We start from the raw sequence: 15,631 nt of genomic DNA, 5'->3' as shown, positions 1-15,631 counted from the left end.
TTACCTTTGGTAATTTCCGCGGCCCCGATTTCGCCGGGTCCGGCCGAGCCTGTCGAGTTACCGTCATCCCGTTCGTCATCCTCTTCGACCTGCCCCCGGACGAAGGAGCGCACGTGCTCTACATGCTGCTGATCTACGACTGCGAGCGGCCCGAGCCGGGTGACCCCGGCTTCGAGGAGGCGCTGACCGCCGTCAACGCCTTCGCCGACGAGTGCCGGCGACGCGGGGTGTTCGTCTCCGGGCACCCGCTGCAGGGCGAGCACACCGCCACCACGGTGACGGTGAAGGACGGCCGGACGCTCATCACCGACGGGCCCTTCGCCGAGACCCACGAGCACCTCGGCGGGGTGTACGTCTTCGACTGCCGCGACCTCGACGAGGCCCTGGAGCTGGCCGCGCTGTGCCCGATGGCCGCCCAGGGCTCGATCGAGGTCCGCCCGGTCGCCGGCGTGCCGGGGCTCGACCACCGGGCCGCCCGTGGGTGATCGCGCGGCCGGCGTCGTCGAGCGCGTCTACCGCGAGGACCGCGCCCGGCTGCTCGCCGCCCTCGTCCGGGTCCTCGGCGACTTCGAACTCGCCGAGGACGCCCTCCAGGACGCGGTCGCCCAGGCCTTGCGGACGTGGGACGCGGGGGTCCCGGACGACCCCGCGGCCTGGCTGCTGACCGCGGCGCGCAACAGTGCCGTCGACCGGATCCGCCGCGCCCGCGTCGGGCAGGCCAAGCTCGCGCGGCTCGCGGCGGGGGAGAGCGGGGTGACGACGATGAGCCCGCCGGACGACCGGCTCGCCGAAGTCGGCGACGACCGGCTGAGCCTGCTCTTCACGTGCTGCCACCCGGCTCTGGCCGAAGACGCGCGGGTGGCGCTGACGCTGCAGGCGGTCGCCGGCCTGACCGCCGCCCAGATCGCCCGGCTGTTCCTGGTCGCCGAGCCCGCGCTGGCACAGCGGCTCGTGCGCGCGAAGCGGAAGATCCGCGACGCGGGCATCTCGCTGAGCGTCCCGCCCGACCACCTGCTGCCCGACCGCCTCTCCGGCGTCCTCGCGGTGATCTACCTCGTCTTCACCCGCGGTTACACCTCGCCGTCGGGCCGCGACGAACCGGCCGGGCTGCGGCGCGAGGCGATCCGGCTGGCGAAGCTGCTGGCCGCGTTGATGCCGGACGAACCGGAGGCGCTCGGCCTGGTCGCGTTGCTGTTGCTGCAGGATTCGCGCTCGGCCGCCCGCTACACGCCCGGCGGTGACGTCGTCCTGCTCGAAGACCAGGACCGCACCCGCTGGGACCGGGGCGAGATCGCCGAAGCCCTCGGCGTGCTCGGCCGGGCGCTGCGCCACGGGGTCGTCGGGCAGTACCAGCTGCAGGCGGCGATCGCGGCCCAGCACGCGCAGGCCCGCGACGCCGCCGACACCGGCTGGGCCCGCATCGCCGCTCTGTACGCGCAGCTGCGGACGCTCGCGCCGTCGCCCGTGGTCGCGCTCAACCACGCCGTGGCCGTCGCGATGGCCGACGGTCCCGAGACCGGGCTCGCCCTGGTCGAGGCGATCGACGGGCTCGACCGCTACCACCTCTGGCACGCCGCCCGCGCGGACCTGCTGCGCCGCCTCGGCCGTCCCGAGGAGGCCGTGGCCGCGTACCGGCGGGCCCGCGACCTGGCTCAGGCCCCGGCCGACCGCCGCTTCCTCACCGCCCGAATGCACGAACTGGAGTCCTGATGCGACTGTCCGTCCTGGACACCGGCCACCGGCGCCGGGCCCGGCTCTTCATGGCCGTCACCGGCAAGCTGTCCGGCGTCACCAGCCCCGACATCGTCAAGCTGCTGCTGTACCGGCCGGGCTTCCTGACCCGGCCGCTGCTGGAGCTGACGGCGCCCGCGATGCGCGGCGAGTCCCACTGGACCGCCGGTGAACGCGAATACCTCGCGATGAGCACGGCCCGGGTGCACGAGTGCCCGTTCTGCGTCGTCACGCACGCCGAGCTGACGCGGATCGCGGGTCACGGGGAAATCGACCCGGACCGCCCGGCCGACGCGCGGCCGGAACTGCTTGCCGTCCAACGGTTCGTCGAGGACGTCTCCCGGAACCGCACGCTGTCACCGCCGCGCGACGTGCCCGCGCACGCCGTGCTGGAGGCGTTGAACGTCAACCTGGTGTGGAACATCGTCAACCGGCTCGCCAACGCGTTCGGCTTCGAGCTGCTCGACGGCCAGCTGAAGGTGGGCGCGAAGGCGTTGCACCGCGCGGGCTACCGGTTCCCGGGCTTCCTGCTCGCCGACGGCCCCGACGACCTGCGCGAGAGCGTCTTCGAGCAGCCTGCGCAAACGAGTCCCGCGCTACGGCGGGCGGCCGGGACGGGCGACGGGCTGGAGGAGTCGTGGCGGGCCTACGCCGCGCTGGTCCGCGACGCCTCCCACCGCGTCACCGACGACGACGTCCGGCGCCTGCTCGCGGCGGGCCACACGGAGGACGAGGTCTTCGAGGTCACGGTGGCCGCGGCGGTCGGTGCCGCGCTGCGCAGCTTCGACGCGGGCCGTGACGCGCTGAAGGGGCTCTGACGTGGACGTTTCCGAACCGATCCTGCCCGGACCGGCGCACGCGCTCGCGTCCCTGCTCGACGTCCCGGAGCCGGACGGCGCCCTGCCGCTGCTGTGGCACTGGCTCTACCTGCTCGACCGGCCCGCTCAGGCCGACCTCGGCCCCGACGGCCACCCGGTCCGCAACGCGGTCCTGGCCCCGCCGGGCCCGGGCCGCCGCCGCATGTGGGCGGGCGGCCGCGTCCGCACGCCCGGTGCGCTGCGCTTCGGCGAGCCCGCCACCCGGCAGTCGGAAGTCCTTGCGGTGCAGGAAAAGGCGGGCCGATCCGGGCCGCTCACGTTCGTCACGGTGGCGCACCGGATCACCCAGTCGGGCCGGCTGGTGGTCGACGAGGAGCAGGACATCGTGTACCGCGCCGGTGCCGCCGTCGGGGCACCCCCGGACGACGGCCCGGAGGTCCCGCCCGCGCCGGGGGAGTGGCCGATCGAAGTGACCCCGACGCTGCTGTTCCGCTTCTCCGCGCTGACGTACAACGCCCACCGCATCCACTACGACCGCGACTACAGCCGTTCGGTCGAGGGCTACCCGGGCCTGCTCACCCACGGCCCGCTGCAGGCGGTCGCGATGGCCGAAGCCGCTCGCGCCTGCGGCGTCGAAGGCGCCCTGGAGTTCGAATACCGGTTGGTGGCACCGTTGTTCGACCACCAGGGCTTGATCGCGGCCGCGGTTCCGGGGAAGGAGACGACGACCGCGGTCCGCGACCGCCACGGCCGTCGGACCGCGGCCGGGACCCTGCGGAAGCTGCGGGAGTGAGGCGCTCAGACGCCCGCGTGCTTCGCCTCCGGTGCCGACTGCAGCCGGGCCGCCCGGGTGCGGGGCCCGAACGCCGCCAGCACCAGCGCGCCGACCAGCCAGGTCCCCGCGATGAAGAAGAACACGCTCCGGTACCCGCTGCCGTTGTACAACCCGGCCACGATCAACGGCCCGACCGCGTTCGACAGCCGGCCGAGCCCGTACGACACGCCGGTGCCCAATGACCGGCCCCGCGTGTCGAACAGCTCCGGCGAGTACGCGTACCCCAAAGCCGTGTAGCCGCGCTCGAACAGGTTCACCAGGAAGCCGAACACCACGATGAGGACCGGGGTGAACGTCAGCCCGTAGAGCAGGCCGCACAGCGCGATGACCGCGCCGAACGCGACCAGGCACCACTTGCGCTCGAAGCGGTCCGTCACCAGGGCCGCCAGGTACGACCCGAGCGGCGCGCCGACCGTCGTCAGCGCCACGTAGAACACCGACTTCTCGACGCTGAAGCCCTCCTTGGCCAGCAGCGTCGGCGCCCAGCTCGAATAGCCGAAGAAGCCGATCGTCTGCGTCACCCACAAGACCGTCAGCAGCAACGTGGGCATCAGGTACTTCTTCTTCAGCAGCAAGCGCAGCGGTGCCTTGGCCACAGGCGCCTCTTCGACCGGCGGCGCCGGCTCCGGCAGCGGTCCCTTCTCCGCCGCGACGCGCTCCTCGATCTCCCGCAGCACCGCGTCCGCCTTGGCGTGCTCGCCCCGGCTTTCGTACCACCTCGGCGACTCCTTCAGCTGCCGCGTGAACAGCACCAGCAGCACGCCGAGCGCGCCCCACAGGTACACCAGCCGCCACGACCAGGAGTTGATCGGCACGACCGCGCTCGCGATCAGGTTGGTCACCGGCGTGCCGCAGATGCCGATCACGATCGCGTAGGCCTGGTACTTGCCGCGGCTCGCCGCCGGGTACAGCTCGCTGACGTAGATGACCGCGACGACCGTCATCGCCGAGAGGCCCGCCGAGGTCAGGACGCGGAACACGCCCAGCGACACGATGTCCCAGGAGAAGACGGCCGCGAGGGAGAACACGCCGAACCACACGGTCGTCCACACCAGCGCGTTCCTGCGGCCGAAGCGGTCGGCGAGCTTGCTCGCGATGATCGACCCGAAGAACATCCCGACGAACGACAGCGAGGTCACGTAGGCGACCTGGTCGACCGTCACGCCCCACAGCTTGATCAGCTTGGGCGCGGTGGTGGCGAAGCTGTTGATGTCCGCGAACTCGAAGAAGTAGGCGAACGAGACGGCCAGCAGGGTGACCTTGTGGAACCGCGAGATCGGCAGGCGGTTCAGCCGGTTGAACGCGTTGGCGTGCTGCATTGCATGCCCTTCAAGGATTTCGGGGGTTTCAGGCGGTTTCGCCGGGCCAGTAGAGGCGCATCGGGTTGTCGACCAGTAGCTTCCGGCGCAGGTCCGCCGTGTCCGCGATCTGCGGGATGTAGTCGACGAGCAGCCCGTCGTCGGGCATGTGGTCCTTCAGGTTCGGATGCGGCCAGTCGGTGCCCCACAGCACCCGGTCCGGGAACTCCGTCACGACGCGCCGGGCGAACGGGACGACGTCGGTGTAGGCGTGCCGTTCGCCGTGGAGGGCCGGCGGTCCGGTCACGGTGAGGCGTTCCGGGCAGCTGACTTTCACCCAGGCGTCGTTCTCCTCGACGAAGCCGAGAAACCTCTCGAACTCCGGGTTTTCCGGCGGTTTCGCGACGTCGGGGCGTCCCATGTGGTCGATCACCAGCTGCGTGGGCAGCGTGCCGAAGAAGTCCTCGAGTTCGGGCAGGTCGGCGGCTTCGAAGTAGAGCACGACGTGCCAGCCGAGCGGCGCGATCTTCTTGGCGATCGTGCTCAGGTCCTCTTTGGGCGAGGCGTCGACGAGCCGCTTGACGAAGGTGAACCGCACGCCGCGCACGCCCGCGGCGTCGAGTTCGCGCAACTCCTTCTCGCCGACGTCCGGCCGGACGGTCGCGATCCCGCGCGCCCGGCCGTCCGCGGCCCGGACGGCGTCGACCATGGCGGCGTTGTCCGCGCCGTGGCAGGTGGCCTGGACGATGACGTTGCGCGCGACGCCGAGGTGGTCGCGCAGGGCGAAGAGCTGGTCCTTGCTCGCGTCGCAGGGCGTGTACTTGCGCTCCGGCGCGAACGGGAACTCCTGGTGCGGGCCGAACACGTGGCAGTGCGCGTCGACCGTGCCGCACGGCAGCTCGAAGTCCGGTGTGGACGGATCCGCGGACCAGTCCAGCCAGCCGGGCGTCTTCGGCGCGGTCACCGGCCTTGGCCCTTCAGGAGGGCGTCCAGCCGGGGGTAGACGGCCCGGGCGTTGTGCTCCCGGATCGCGGCCCAGTCCTCTTCGGACAGTTTCGCGGCTTCGGCGTACCGGCGCGTGTCGTCGAAGTGGTGGCCGGTTCGCGGGTCGACACTGCGGACGGCGCCGATCATCTCGGACGCGAAGAGGATGTTGCGCGCCGGGATGACGTCGAAGAGCAGGTCTGAGCCCGGCTGGTGGTAGACGCAGGTGTCGAAGAAGACGTTGCCCAGCAAGTGATCTTCCAGTTCCGGCTTGCCCAGCGCCATCGCGAGGCCGCGGAACCGGCCCCAGTGGTAGGGGACCGCGCCGCCGCCGTGCGGGATGACCAGCCGCAGCGTCGGGAAGTCGGTGAACAGGTCGCCCTGCACGAGCTGCATGAACGCGGTCGTGTCGGCGTTGAGGTAGTGCGCGCCGGTGGTGTGGAAGGCGGGGTTGACGCTCGTGCTGACGTGCACCATCGCCGGGATGTCGTACTCGACCATCCTTTCGTAGATCGGGTACCACGACCGGTCGGTGAGCGGCGGCGCCGTCCAGTGGCCGCCGCTGGGGTCGGGGTTCAGGTTCAGCGCGACGGCGCCGTACTCCTCGACGCAGCGGGTCAGCTCGGGCAGGCAGGTGGCCGGGTCGACGCCCGGTGACTGCGGGAGCATCGCGGCCGGCGCGAACCGCTCGGGGTAGAGGGTGCTGACGCGGTGGCACAGCTCGTTGCAGATCGCCGCCCACTCCGCGGACGTCTCGAAGCCGCCGACGTGGTGGGCCATGAACGACGCGCGCGGCGAGAAGATCGTCAGGTCGATGCCGCGTTCGTCCATCAGCCGCAGCTGGTTCGGTTCGATCGTCTCGCGCAGCTCGTCGTCGCTGATCCGCAGGTCGGCCTGGGCGGGCTTGACGCCGGGATCGGCCAGCGACGCGATCTGCTGGTCGCGCCACGCCGCGAGGGCGGGGGGCGCGGTCGTGTAGTGGCCGTGGCAGTCGATGATCAAGGTGGTTCCTCGTCGCTTCGCATGCTTGATACTCGCACACTAATCGTCGATGAAATTGTTGACAATATCTACGACGAGATTGACCCGGCTGAGACTGATCCGTGATCGACGCGGAGCTGCCCCGCTCCGGTGCGCCGGAGCGAGGCAGCGAGTGGGGGTGAGCGCGCCTTTTCGGGCTGGACCGCCTTCGCGGCTGTGGCGGTTCCGCGACTCCGGCCGGGGTTCGCGGACGGCGTCGCGAACCGGGTCTGCCGAGCCTCAAGCGTTGTGCGATTCCCGCACCGGCCTCCGCTCGGCCTGCCCGCTTTCCGTCGCGAACGCGCCCTTCCGCCGCACCAGGGCCACCATCACCGCGCCGAGCACGCCCGCGATCGCGAACACCACGAAGCCGAGCGACGACAGCCCGCCCGCGACCAGGATCCCGCCCAGCCACGGCCCGAACACCGCGCCCAGCCGGCCGACGCCGGACACCCAGCCCAGCGCCGTCGCGCGGCTGTCGGCCGGGTAGTACGCGCCGACCGCCGCGTAGACGAGCGTCTGCGCGCTGAAGAGCCACGCGCCGGTCAGGAACACGACGACGTACGTCACGGCCAGCGGCAGGTGCACCGCCAGCAGCCCGACGCCGCCCGCGGTCAGCGCGAACCAGATGATCGCCACCGGCCGGGCGCCGAAGCGGTCCGCGAGCCGCCCGGCGATGAGCATGCCCGCGATCCCGCCCAGGTTGATCACCAGCAGGAAGCTGATCGCCGAGCCGAGGTTGTAGCCGCTGCCGCGCATCATCGTCGGCAGCCAGGTGTTCACGCCGTACACCAGCAGCAGCCCGGCGAACGACGCGATCCAGAACAGCAGCGTCGTCGTCCGCACCGACGGCGTGAAGAGGCCGCGCAGGCCACCACGCCGGTCTTCGGCCGGCTCCGGCGCGAACGTGCCGAGCGAGACCGCGAACTTGTCCGCGATCGCCCGCGCGCGGTCGGTGCGGCCCTTGGCCAGCAGGAACGTCATCGACTCCGGCAGCAGGAACACGACCGCGGGCAGCACCACCACGAGCAGCAGCGCGCCGATCCAGTACACCGAGCGCCAGCCCATCGACTGGACGAGCGTCATCCCCAGCGCGCCGGCCAGCGCGCCGCCGGCCTGGTGGGCCGTCATCACGGTGGTGACGGCGAGGTTCTTCCGCCACGCCGGCGCGTACTCCATGACCATCGCGATCGCCGACGGCAGCAGGCCGCCGAGGCCGATCCCGGCGACGAACCGCGCCGCGCCGAAGAACTCGACCGTGGGTGCCGTGGCGCAGGCGGCCGCGGCCAGGGAGAAGACCGTGACGCCGGTGATGATGATCTTCCGGCGGCCGGTGCGGTCGGTGAGGATGCCGGCCCCGAGCGCGCCGAGCATCATCCCGAACGTCGTCAGGCTGCCGATGTTCCCGCCGCTGACCGGCGTCAGGCCGAAGCTCTTGTCGGCCAGCACGCCCGGCAGCGTCGCCCCGTAGACGAACAGGTCCAGCCCGTCCAGCAGCACGAGGACCCAGCACAACGCGGTCACCCGGATGGAGAGCCGGACCGTGGCGGCGGCCGTGCCGCCGAGTTCTCGTGTGGACATCCTCGTCCCTTTCGTCCGGGGCAGCGAAGGAGTCCGAAGCTACATCGGCTGAGATATTGAACACAAGAGTTGCGTCAAGATTGTTGACAATCCTGTGTATCAGCGATGTGCGCAAGCTGGTCACGAGCGGCGGACGCGACGTCCGCGCGCACGCCCAGCTCGCCGAGCATCTCCGCGGCCGCCGCCATTTCGGACGTCCGGCGGACGGCGTGCTTGACCGAGCCGTCGACGAGCCGGTCCACGGTGGAAGCGTTTGCCGCGGTGAGTTCGTCGACGATGATCTTGCGCAGCCAGTCCTCGCAGCCTGCGGCGCGCGCGGCTTCCAGCGCCTCGACCACGGCGGCCGACATGCCCTTGAAGAACACGCTGCGCAGCAGCTTGCGCTCGGCGGCGAGCCCGGCTTCGCCGGCCATGACTTCGACCGCGGCGCCGAACGTGTTCAAGGTATTGGCGACAATTTCGGCGGCGACACCGGCAGCGAGCATCGGGACCCGCAGGCCGCGGCCGGGGACCGGCGCCATGATCGCGATGTCGGCGAACGGCACGTCGTGCTCGGCGGCGATGGCGGCCAGCCTGCGCTTGGTGCCGGGGGAGGCGGTGTTCAGGTCGGCCCAGGCGGCGCCGGTCCCGAGACCGCTCAAGCCGGCTTCGAGCGCGTCGACGGCCGCGGCCGCGCTGTTCACGCTGAGCACCAGGTCGGCGCCCTCGGCCGCTTCGGCTTCGGAGCCGGTTGCGACGATGCCTTCGCCGGCCGAAACGGCCGGGTCGTAGCCCCGTACGACGGCTCCGGCGGCGGCCAGATCCCGGGCGAGCGCGCTGCCTGCCTCGCCGAGCCCGAGTATCGCGATGGTTCCGGACATAGCAGAATCCTCCTTACCAGCTACGATCGAGTACACGATGTGCGCGACAAAATTGTCAACAAAAGTAATCTCAACAGACGGGGTCGGGGTATGACGCAGAGTGCTGCGGCCGGGCGGCCGGGGGAGCGTTCCGTGGTGGCGGCCATCCGCGACGCGATCGTCCGCGGCGAGTTCGTGCCCAACCAGAGGCTGGTGGAGGCGGACCTCTCCGGCCAGTTCGCCGCGAGCCGCGCCACGGTGCGGGCGGCGCTGATCGAGCTGACGAACGAGGGGCTCGTCGAGCGCGTGCAGAACCGGGGCGCCCGGGTGCGCGCGGTGTCGCTGGAGGAGGCCGTCGAGATTTCCGAGGTCCGCATGATGCTGGAGTCGCTGTGCGCGGCGAAGGCGGCGGAGCGCGTTTCCGACGCGGAGATCGGCGAGCTGAAGGAGCTGGGCGAGCTGATGCACCAGGCGGTGGCGGGCGGGGACGTGGTCGGCTATTCGAGCCTCAACCAGCGTTTGCACCGCCGGATCCGCGAAATCAGCGGCCAGCGCACGGCGGCGCAGGTGTTGGAGCGGCTGCGCGGGCAGAGCGTGCGCCACCAGTTCCGCCTGGCGATGCGCCCGGGCCGCCCGCAGGTGTCCCTGCCGGAGCACCTGGCGATCATCGACGCGATCTGCGCCCACCACCCGGACCGAGCAGCCCAGGCGGCGCGGGACCATCTGGGCAGCGTGATCGAGGCCCTCAAGGCAACCGACGCGGAGGTCTCGCCGCTGCACCCGTGATCGGGGAGCGCCGGGAGAGGTGTCGCGGCTGGGGGTGATCGCGAGGCGCTCGCCCGAATTGCCGTTGCGCAGGACCGCCCGGCCGAAAGTCGCCGCGCCGGGGCTGCCCGGCCGAAAGTCGCCGCGCCGGGGCTGCCCGTCGGAAGTCGCCGCGTGAAGCCTCGGTCTGCCTGGCTGGAGTTGCCGCGTGAAGTCTCGGTCTGCCTGGCTGGAGTTGCCGCGTGAAGTCTCGGTCTGCCTGGCTGGAGTTGCCGCGTGAAGTCTCGGTCTGCCTGGCTGGAGTTGCCGCGTGAAGTCTCGGTCTGCCTGGCTGGAGTTGCCGCGTGAAGTCTCGGTCTGCCTGGCTGGAGTTGCCGCGTGAAGTCTCGGTCTGCCTGGCGGGAGTTGCCGCGTGAAGCAGCGCCGAAGCCCGCCATCGCCGACCGCTGGGGCTTGCCTCCGCTCGTCGCCAACCCGCGCGCCCACTTGTCCGCCAAAATTGTTGACAATTTCGTCTACCGAACCGTACCGTAGCCTGTATGAAGCCCGTCATCGTCACCGATCCGCCGCGTGCCGACCTCGAGCAGGTTGCGCGACTGGCCGACTACGGCGTTGCCACCGTTCACGAGGCGCTCGGGCGCTCCGGGCTCCTCGGCCCGGACCTCCGGCCGATCCAAGACGGCGCGCGCATGGGCGGGACCGCCGTCACCGCGCTCTGCTGGCCCGGGGACAACCTCATGATCCACGCCGCCGTCGAGCAGTGCCGGGACGGCGATGTCCTCGTCGTCACCACCACTTCTCCCTGCCGTGACGGGCTCTTCGGCGAGCTGTTCGCCACCGCGCTGCGCTACCGCGGCGTGCGGGGCCTCGTCACCACCACCGGCGTCCGCGACGTCACCGACCTGCGCGCGCTCGGCTTCCCCGTCTGGTCGGCCGCCGTCAGCGCGCAAGGCACCGTCAAGGCCACCGCCGGGGCCGTCAACGTTCCCGTCGTCATCGGCGGGCAGCTGGTCCGCCCCGGTGACGCCGTCCTCGCCGACGACGACGGCGTCATGTGCGTCCGCCGCGAAGACGTCCAAACCGGACTCGACGCCTCGCAGGCCCGGCTCGAAAAAGAAGCCGCCGCAAGGGAAGCGTTCGCGCAAGGACACCTCGGCCTTGACCGCTACGGGCTGCGCGAGAAGCTCGACGCCCTCGGCGTCCGCTACCTGACCGCCGAGGAGTACGAGAAGGAGCAGGCATGACCGGCGTGCGCTGCATGCTCATGCGCGGGGGCACCTCGAAGGGCGCCTACTTCCTCGCCGAGGACCTCCCCGCCGATCCCGCGACCCGCGACGACCTGCTGCTGCGGATCATGGGCACCCCCGACCCGCGCCAGATCGACGGCGTCGGCGGAGCCCAGCCCGTCACCAGCAAGGTCGCCGTCGTGTCCGAAGCGGACGGACAGGACCACGACGTCGACTACCTGTTCCTGCAGCTCGGCGTCGAGAAGGCGACCGTCTCCGATCGGCAGACCTGCGGCAACCTCCTGGCCGGCGTCGGGCAGTTCGCCGTCGAACGCGGGCTCGTGCCCGCCGGGCCCGAGCGCACCACCGTGCGCGTGCGGCTGGTCAACACCGGCACCGTCGCCGTCTCGACGTTCGCCACCCCCGGCGGCGAAGTCGACTACCGCGGCGACACGGCCATCTCCGGCGTGCCCGGCACCGCCGCTCCGGTCGAGCTCGACTTCACCGAGACCGAAGGGTCCGCCTGCGGCAGCCTGCTGCCCACCGGCAACGTCCGCGACGACGTCGGCGGCATCGCGGTGTCCTGTGTGGACAATGGTATGCCGGTCGTCGTGGCGCGGGCCGAGGACCTGGGCGTCACCGGCTACGAAGACCCGGACGAGCTGGCCGACACCGGCCTCGCCGAGCGGATCGACGCGCTGCGCGTCGAAGCCGGGAAGCTGATGGGGCTCGGCGACGTCAGCGGCAGTTCGGTGCCCAAGACCACGCTCGTCGCCGCGCCCCGCGACGGCGGCGCCATCTGCACCCGGACCTTCATCCCGGTCAAGCCGCACCCGTCGATCGGCGTGCTCGGCGGCGTCAGCGTCGTCACGGCGTTGCTGCTCGACGGCGCCGTCGGGAGCGAGCTGCTCGAAGCCCCGGCCGGAGGTGCGCCCGTCGAAATCGAGCACCCGAGCGGCAAGCTCGCGGTCGCGATCGAGTTCGACGGGTCCCGCGTCCGCCGGTCGACGGTGCTCCGCACCGCGCGGAAGCTGTTCGACGGCACCGTCTTCCCCCGCCCCTGAGGAGACCACGATGCCCCAGCCCTCACCCCGCCACGAAATCGCGCACCTCGGCCACGTCGAGCTGTTCACGCCCGAGCCGGAGAAGAGCCTCGACTTCTTCGTCCGCGTGCTCGGGCTGACCGAGAACGGCACCGCCGGCGACTCCGTCTACCTGCGCACCTGGGACGACTACGAGCACCACAGCCTGAAGCTGACCGCGGCGAAGACGTCCGGCGTCGGGCGGACGGCGGTGCGCGCGTCCAGCGAAGAGGCCCTGAAGCGGCGCGTGGTCGCCCTCGAGGAGCGCGGACTCGGCGTCGGCTGGGTCGACGGCGACACGGGAATCGGTCCCACGTACCTGTTCCGCGACCCGGACGGCCACGAACTCGAGGTCTACTGGGAAACCGAGCGCTACCGGCCGCCCGAGCACCTGCGGCCGGCGCTGAAGAACCAGGCGCAGGCCTACCCGGGGCGCGGGGTCGGCGTCCGGCGCCTCGACCACGTCAACTACCTGGCGCGGGAGGCCGAGGTCAACGGCCGGTTCATCTGCGACGCGCTCGGCGGCCGGGTCACCGAGCAGATCCAGCTCGACAGCGGCGTGATTTCGGGGCAGTGGACGCACTTCGGGCAGAAGTCGTACGACATCGTGTACACGAACGACTGGACGAAGGCCGGCGGGCGCCTGCACCACATCGCGTTTGCCACCGACACGCGCGAAGACATCCTGCGCGCGGCCGACATCGCGCTCGACAACGACGTCCACATCGAGACCGGGCCGCACAAGCACGCGATCCAGCAGACGTTCTTCCTGTACTTGTACGAGCCCGGCGGCAACCGGATCGAGCTGTGCAACCCGACCGGCAGGCTGATCTTCGCGCCGGACTGGGAACCGGTCACGTGGACCGAGGCCGAGCGGGCCAAGGGGCAGGCGTGGGGCCTCAAGACGATCGAGTCGTTCCACACGCACGGCACGCCGCCGGTGGAGTGATCAGGACACGTCGGCCGGCGCCCGGCGGCTGAGCTCCCGGAAGGCGTCGGCGACGCGGCAGAGGTACTCGGTGTCGCTGCCGAAGTCCTGTCCACCTTGGACGGTCGTGTCGGGGGACCGCGGGGGCAGGCCGGCTTCCCGGGCGCGCAGGGCGGCCAGGATCTCGGCGGCCTCCTGCTGTTCCCCGGTGCTCGACCCGCCGCGGTACGGGCGGATGACGAGCAGGCCGTCGCGGATCTCGATGACCCGGCGGTAGAGCCGCAGCCGGGTGGGGAAGTCGGTGGTGCGCGGCGCTTCCAGCGCGATCGCGGGCTCGGCCCGGTAGAGGGCCAGCCAGAGCGGGCCGAGGCGGCGGTACTGGCGGTAGCGGTGCAGCCAGCCGGCCGCCGCGGGCACGCCGACCCCGACGAGCACGAGCAGGTGCGCCGACGTGGGAAGTGCCTTGCTCAGCAGGAAACCCCGGCCGTAGTCGAAGTCGAAGGGAAGGCGCGCGGTCATCGCGACGACGGTCCGGACCACCATGTAGGCGGCCGCGGCGACGACTCCGGCGACGATCAGGCCGAGACCGGCGCGCAGGATCCGGTCCGGCGCCTTGCGCGCGTCCTGCAGGCACAGCCGCCCGATGACCGCGAACTCGGGCAGGAGCGCGACCGCGTAGGCGATGCAGTACTCCATGACGAACGGCGTCTGCGGCATCACGTCGGGGGCGAGGGTGAAGGTCACGACCATCGCGGCGCCGCCGAGGACGGCCCACGCCGTGTGCTTGCGGGCGCGGGCCGTGAGCCCGTGCAGGCGCAGCAGGAGCTGGGCCCCGGCCCAGACCGCGCCGACCATGGCGAGGTGGGCGACGAGCAGTTCGACGTCGGGGATGCCGAGGGTGCGGGTGAGGCCGCGGAAGGCCGGAGTGAGCGCGGTCTGCGAGACGGCGAGGCCCAGCACGCAGAACCGCACGAGCCGCCGCCCGCGCGCCGGACCGGGCCGGAGGACCAGGAGCAGGACCCACGCCAGCGCGGCGGGGCCGTAGCGGCGGACGGCCTCACCCACGGGGGGCGCCGAGCGGTGGCCGGGTGGGGATGGTGTCGGGGACGGGCTCGTCCGGGGTTGCGGGCAGGGTGGGGACGGGGCGGTGGATGGGCTCGCGCGGGGCGGGGGCGCTGCCGGGAATGGCCCCGCCCTCGATCGCGGGCGCGATGAGGGCACGCAGGTCGGGCTCGGCCGAGGTCGCCGCCGTGCGGCTTTTCCTCTCACCCACGATCGATTCCGTCGTCGAGGGCTGAGCGCAGGCGGTCCGCGACCGAATCGCCGCGGTGTGCCGATCCTGTGTGCTGGCCCAGCATCGACGCGAAGAACTCCGCCTCCCGCTCCTCGACGCTCGAATACCCCGCGCGGCCCAGGACCCGGCGGACCATCTCCGGGTCCAGGCTCGGCAGCAGCAGCCGCAGCTGCTCGGCCGGGGTGAGCGTTGCCGGGTAGTGGTCGCACAGCAGGTGGCCGATCTCGTGCAATACGATGTGGTCCTGGTGCGGCGCGCTCGTGTGGCGCTCGTAGGCGATCAGGTCGGTCGTCTCGGTCGCGATCCAGAGGCCGCACACCTCCGACAGCCCCGGCAGCGGCAGCAGCCGGATCGGGCGGCCGCGGCGCTCGCCGAGGGCCGCGCACAGCGTCGGCACGTCGAACGACGCCGGCAGGCGCAGGTCCCGCAGCACCGCGGTGAACCGGTGACGCAGCTGCCGTCGCCCGCGCGAGCTCATCGTTCGGCGTCGCCCGCCGGTTCGGGCAGGCCCTCGAGCTCGCGGACCCGGTCCACCATGTCGCTGATCGCTTCGAGGCTCTTCGGCGACAACCCGCGCGCGCGAAGGGCGATCTGACGGACCGGTGCGTCGCGGAACGCGCTGAGCAGCGTCAGCTCGGCGTCGATGCGCTCGGCTTCGGCGTCGTCGAAGAAATACGCCGGTGGCACGCCGAAGAACCCCGCGAGTGCTTCGAGGTGCCGCTTGGTCGGGTTGTCGCGCAGGCCCTTGCGCAGCTGCCACAGGTAGGTGGCGGAGATGGTGGGACCACCCTGGGCCCGGATCGCCTCGGCGACCTCGTCGAAGGTGTACTCGTCGCCGTCGGCGGGCCGCACGACGCCGAACAGGTGGTTCAGCTTCGCGGCGAGAGTCCCCGCGGCGATCTCCTCCGGCATGTCCCGAGTCTACCGCGCCGCCAACTGTGGTGAGACCGGTTCGGGGCTACCGGTCCACCTCAGTTGACCCGGCCGGTCACGTCAGCTTACGATCGCCGCCGAGTTCACCAACTGATGTGAATGGGCGAGGGGGCGGTGCACATTTTCCGCAAGCGCACGAGGACGATCCCGGGACGGCTGGCCGTGGTGGGCGCCGCCGGACTGCTCTACGCCCACTGCATCGGAGGCGCCGGCTGCCCTGCGGGGCAGCGAACCTGAACTGACCAGGGCTATCCCGGCGTGGCGCTCGCCGCGGTCTCGGCATCCACCTGCGCGCCG

General features: G+C 71.6%; 17 protein-coding genes. 8 read left to right on the top strand and 9 right to left on the bottom strand.

Annotated features, from left to right (window positions below; translation table 11 throughout):
• Positions 1 to 113 precede the first annotated feature (113 nt).
• From OG738_RS40000 to OG738_RS39985, 4 genes are read left to right on the top strand one after another with little or no spacing between them, the layout of a single operon-like run.
• Positions 114 to 485 (top strand): YciI family protein, encoded by a 372-nt coding sequence (locus tag OG738_RS40000; RefSeq protein WP_329048899.1) that lies wholly within the window; start codon positions 114 to 116, stop codon positions 483 to 485.
• Positions 478 to 1,710 carry an RNA polymerase sigma factor gene (locus tag OG738_RS39995; RefSeq protein ID WP_329048898.1) on the top strand — a complete coding sequence of 411 codons (1,233 nt, stop codon included), beginning with the start codon at positions 478 to 480 and terminating at the stop codon, positions 1,708 to 1,710. The genes OG738_RS40000 and OG738_RS39995 overlap by 8 nt, the downstream gene beginning before the upstream one ends.
• Positions 1,710 to 2,549 carry a hypothetical protein gene (locus OG738_RS39990; RefSeq protein ID WP_329048897.1) on the top strand — a complete coding sequence of 280 codons (840 nt, stop codon included), beginning with the start codon at positions 1,710 to 1,712 and terminating at the stop codon, positions 2,547 to 2,549. The genes OG738_RS39995 and OG738_RS39990 overlap by 1 nt, the downstream gene beginning before the upstream one ends.
• Position 2,550: 1 nt before the next feature.
• Positions 2,551 to 3,342 carry an FAS1-like dehydratase domain-containing protein gene (locus OG738_RS39985; protein WP_329048895.1) on the top strand — a complete coding sequence of 264 codons (792 nt, stop codon included), beginning with the start codon at positions 2,551 to 2,553 and terminating at the stop codon, positions 3,340 to 3,342.
• Between the two features lie 5 nt (positions 3,343 to 3,347).
• Here OG738_RS39985 and OG738_RS39980 read toward each other — a convergent pair whose 3' ends face one another.
• The 5 genes from OG738_RS39980 to OG738_RS39960 form a co-directional block, all read right to left on the bottom strand.
• Positions 3,348 to 4,703 (bottom strand): MFS transporter, encoded by a 1,356-nt coding sequence (locus OG738_RS39980; RefSeq protein ID WP_329048894.1) that lies wholly within the window; start codon positions 4,701 to 4,703, stop codon positions 3,348 to 3,350.
• Between the two features lie 28 nt (positions 4,704 to 4,731).
• Complete coding sequence (locus OG738_RS39975) at positions 4,732 to 5,646, bottom strand: amidohydrolase family protein (RefSeq protein WP_329048892.1); 915 nt, start codon at positions 5,644 to 5,646, stop codon at positions 4,732 to 4,734.
• Positions 5,643 to 6,668 (bottom strand): amidohydrolase family protein, encoded by a 1,026-nt coding sequence (locus OG738_RS39970; RefSeq protein ID WP_329048891.1) that lies wholly within the window; start codon positions 6,666 to 6,668, stop codon positions 5,643 to 5,645. Before OG738_RS39970 ends, OG738_RS39975 begins: the two co-directional genes overlap by 4 nt.
• Positions 6,669 to 6,926: 258 nt before the next feature.
• Positions 6,927 to 8,267, bottom strand: coding sequence for an MFS transporter (locus OG738_RS39965; RefSeq protein ID WP_329048889.1), 1,341 nt, complete (start codon positions 8,265 to 8,267; stop codon positions 6,927 to 6,929).
• A gap of 74 nt (positions 8,268 to 8,341) precedes the next feature.
• Positions 8,342 to 9,163, bottom strand: coding sequence for an NAD(P)-dependent oxidoreductase (locus tag OG738_RS39960; RefSeq protein WP_329048888.1), 822 nt, complete (start codon positions 9,161 to 9,163; stop codon positions 8,342 to 8,344).
• A gap of 54 nt (positions 9,164 to 9,217) precedes the next feature.
• Between OG738_RS39960 and OG738_RS39955 the strand changes: the two genes are divergently transcribed.
• From OG738_RS39955 to OG738_RS39940, 4 genes are all read left to right on the top strand, one after another.
• Positions 9,218 to 9,892, top strand: coding sequence for a GntR family transcriptional regulator (locus OG738_RS39955; RefSeq protein ID WP_329048886.1), 675 nt, complete (start codon positions 9,218 to 9,220; stop codon positions 9,890 to 9,892).
• A 518-nt stretch (positions 9,893 to 10,410) separates the two neighbouring features.
• Positions 10,411 to 11,115, top strand: coding sequence for a 4-carboxy-4-hydroxy-2-oxoadipate aldolase/oxaloacetate decarboxylase (locus OG738_RS39950; protein WP_329048885.1), 705 nt, complete (start codon positions 10,411 to 10,413; stop codon positions 11,113 to 11,115).
• Positions 11,112 to 12,161, top strand: coding sequence for a 4-oxalomesaconate tautomerase (locus OG738_RS39945; protein WP_329048883.1), 1,050 nt, complete (start codon positions 11,112 to 11,114; stop codon positions 12,159 to 12,161). Before OG738_RS39950 ends, OG738_RS39945 begins: the two co-directional genes overlap by 4 nt.
• Positions 12,162 to 12,171: 10 nt before the next feature.
• Positions 12,172 to 13,128, top strand: a complete 957-nt coding sequence (locus tag OG738_RS39940; protein WP_329048881.1) for a VOC family protein — start codon at positions 12,172 to 12,174, stop codon at positions 13,126 to 13,128.
• On the opposite strand, the gene OG738_RS39935 is transcribed toward OG738_RS39940, so the two are convergent.
• Genes OG738_RS39935 through OG738_RS39920 form a run of 4 tightly spaced genes read right to left on the bottom strand, consistent with a single transcriptional unit; the run spans position 13,129 to position 15,313 of the window.
• Positions 13,129 to 14,172 carry an MAB_1171c family putative transporter gene (locus tag OG738_RS39935; protein WP_329048879.1) on the bottom strand — a complete coding sequence of 348 codons (1,044 nt, stop codon included), beginning with the start codon at positions 14,170 to 14,172 and terminating at the stop codon, positions 13,129 to 13,131.
• Complete coding sequence (locus OG738_RS39930; protein ID WP_329048877.1) at positions 14,165 to 14,380, bottom strand: hypothetical protein; 216 nt, start codon at positions 14,378 to 14,380, stop codon at positions 14,165 to 14,167. The genes OG738_RS39935 and OG738_RS39930 overlap by 8 nt, the downstream gene beginning before the upstream one ends.
• Positions 14,373 to 14,879, bottom strand: a complete 507-nt coding sequence (locus OG738_RS39925; RefSeq protein WP_329048876.1) for a hypothetical protein — start codon at positions 14,877 to 14,879, stop codon at positions 14,373 to 14,375. The genes OG738_RS39930 and OG738_RS39925 overlap by 8 nt, the downstream gene beginning before the upstream one ends.
• Positions 14,876 to 15,313, bottom strand: a complete 438-nt coding sequence (locus tag OG738_RS39920; protein WP_329048874.1) for a helix-turn-helix domain-containing protein — start codon at positions 15,311 to 15,313, stop codon at positions 14,876 to 14,878. Before OG738_RS39920 ends, OG738_RS39925 begins: the two co-directional genes overlap by 4 nt.
• Positions 15,314 to 15,631 lie beyond the last annotated feature (318 nt).

The sequence above is a fragment of the Amycolatopsis sp. NBC_01488 genome (genome assembly GCF_036227105.1).
Taxonomy (GTDB): domain Bacteria; phylum Actinomycetota; class Actinomycetes; order Mycobacteriales; family Pseudonocardiaceae; genus Amycolatopsis.
This window is presented reverse-complemented; position numbering and strand designations above follow the sequence as displayed.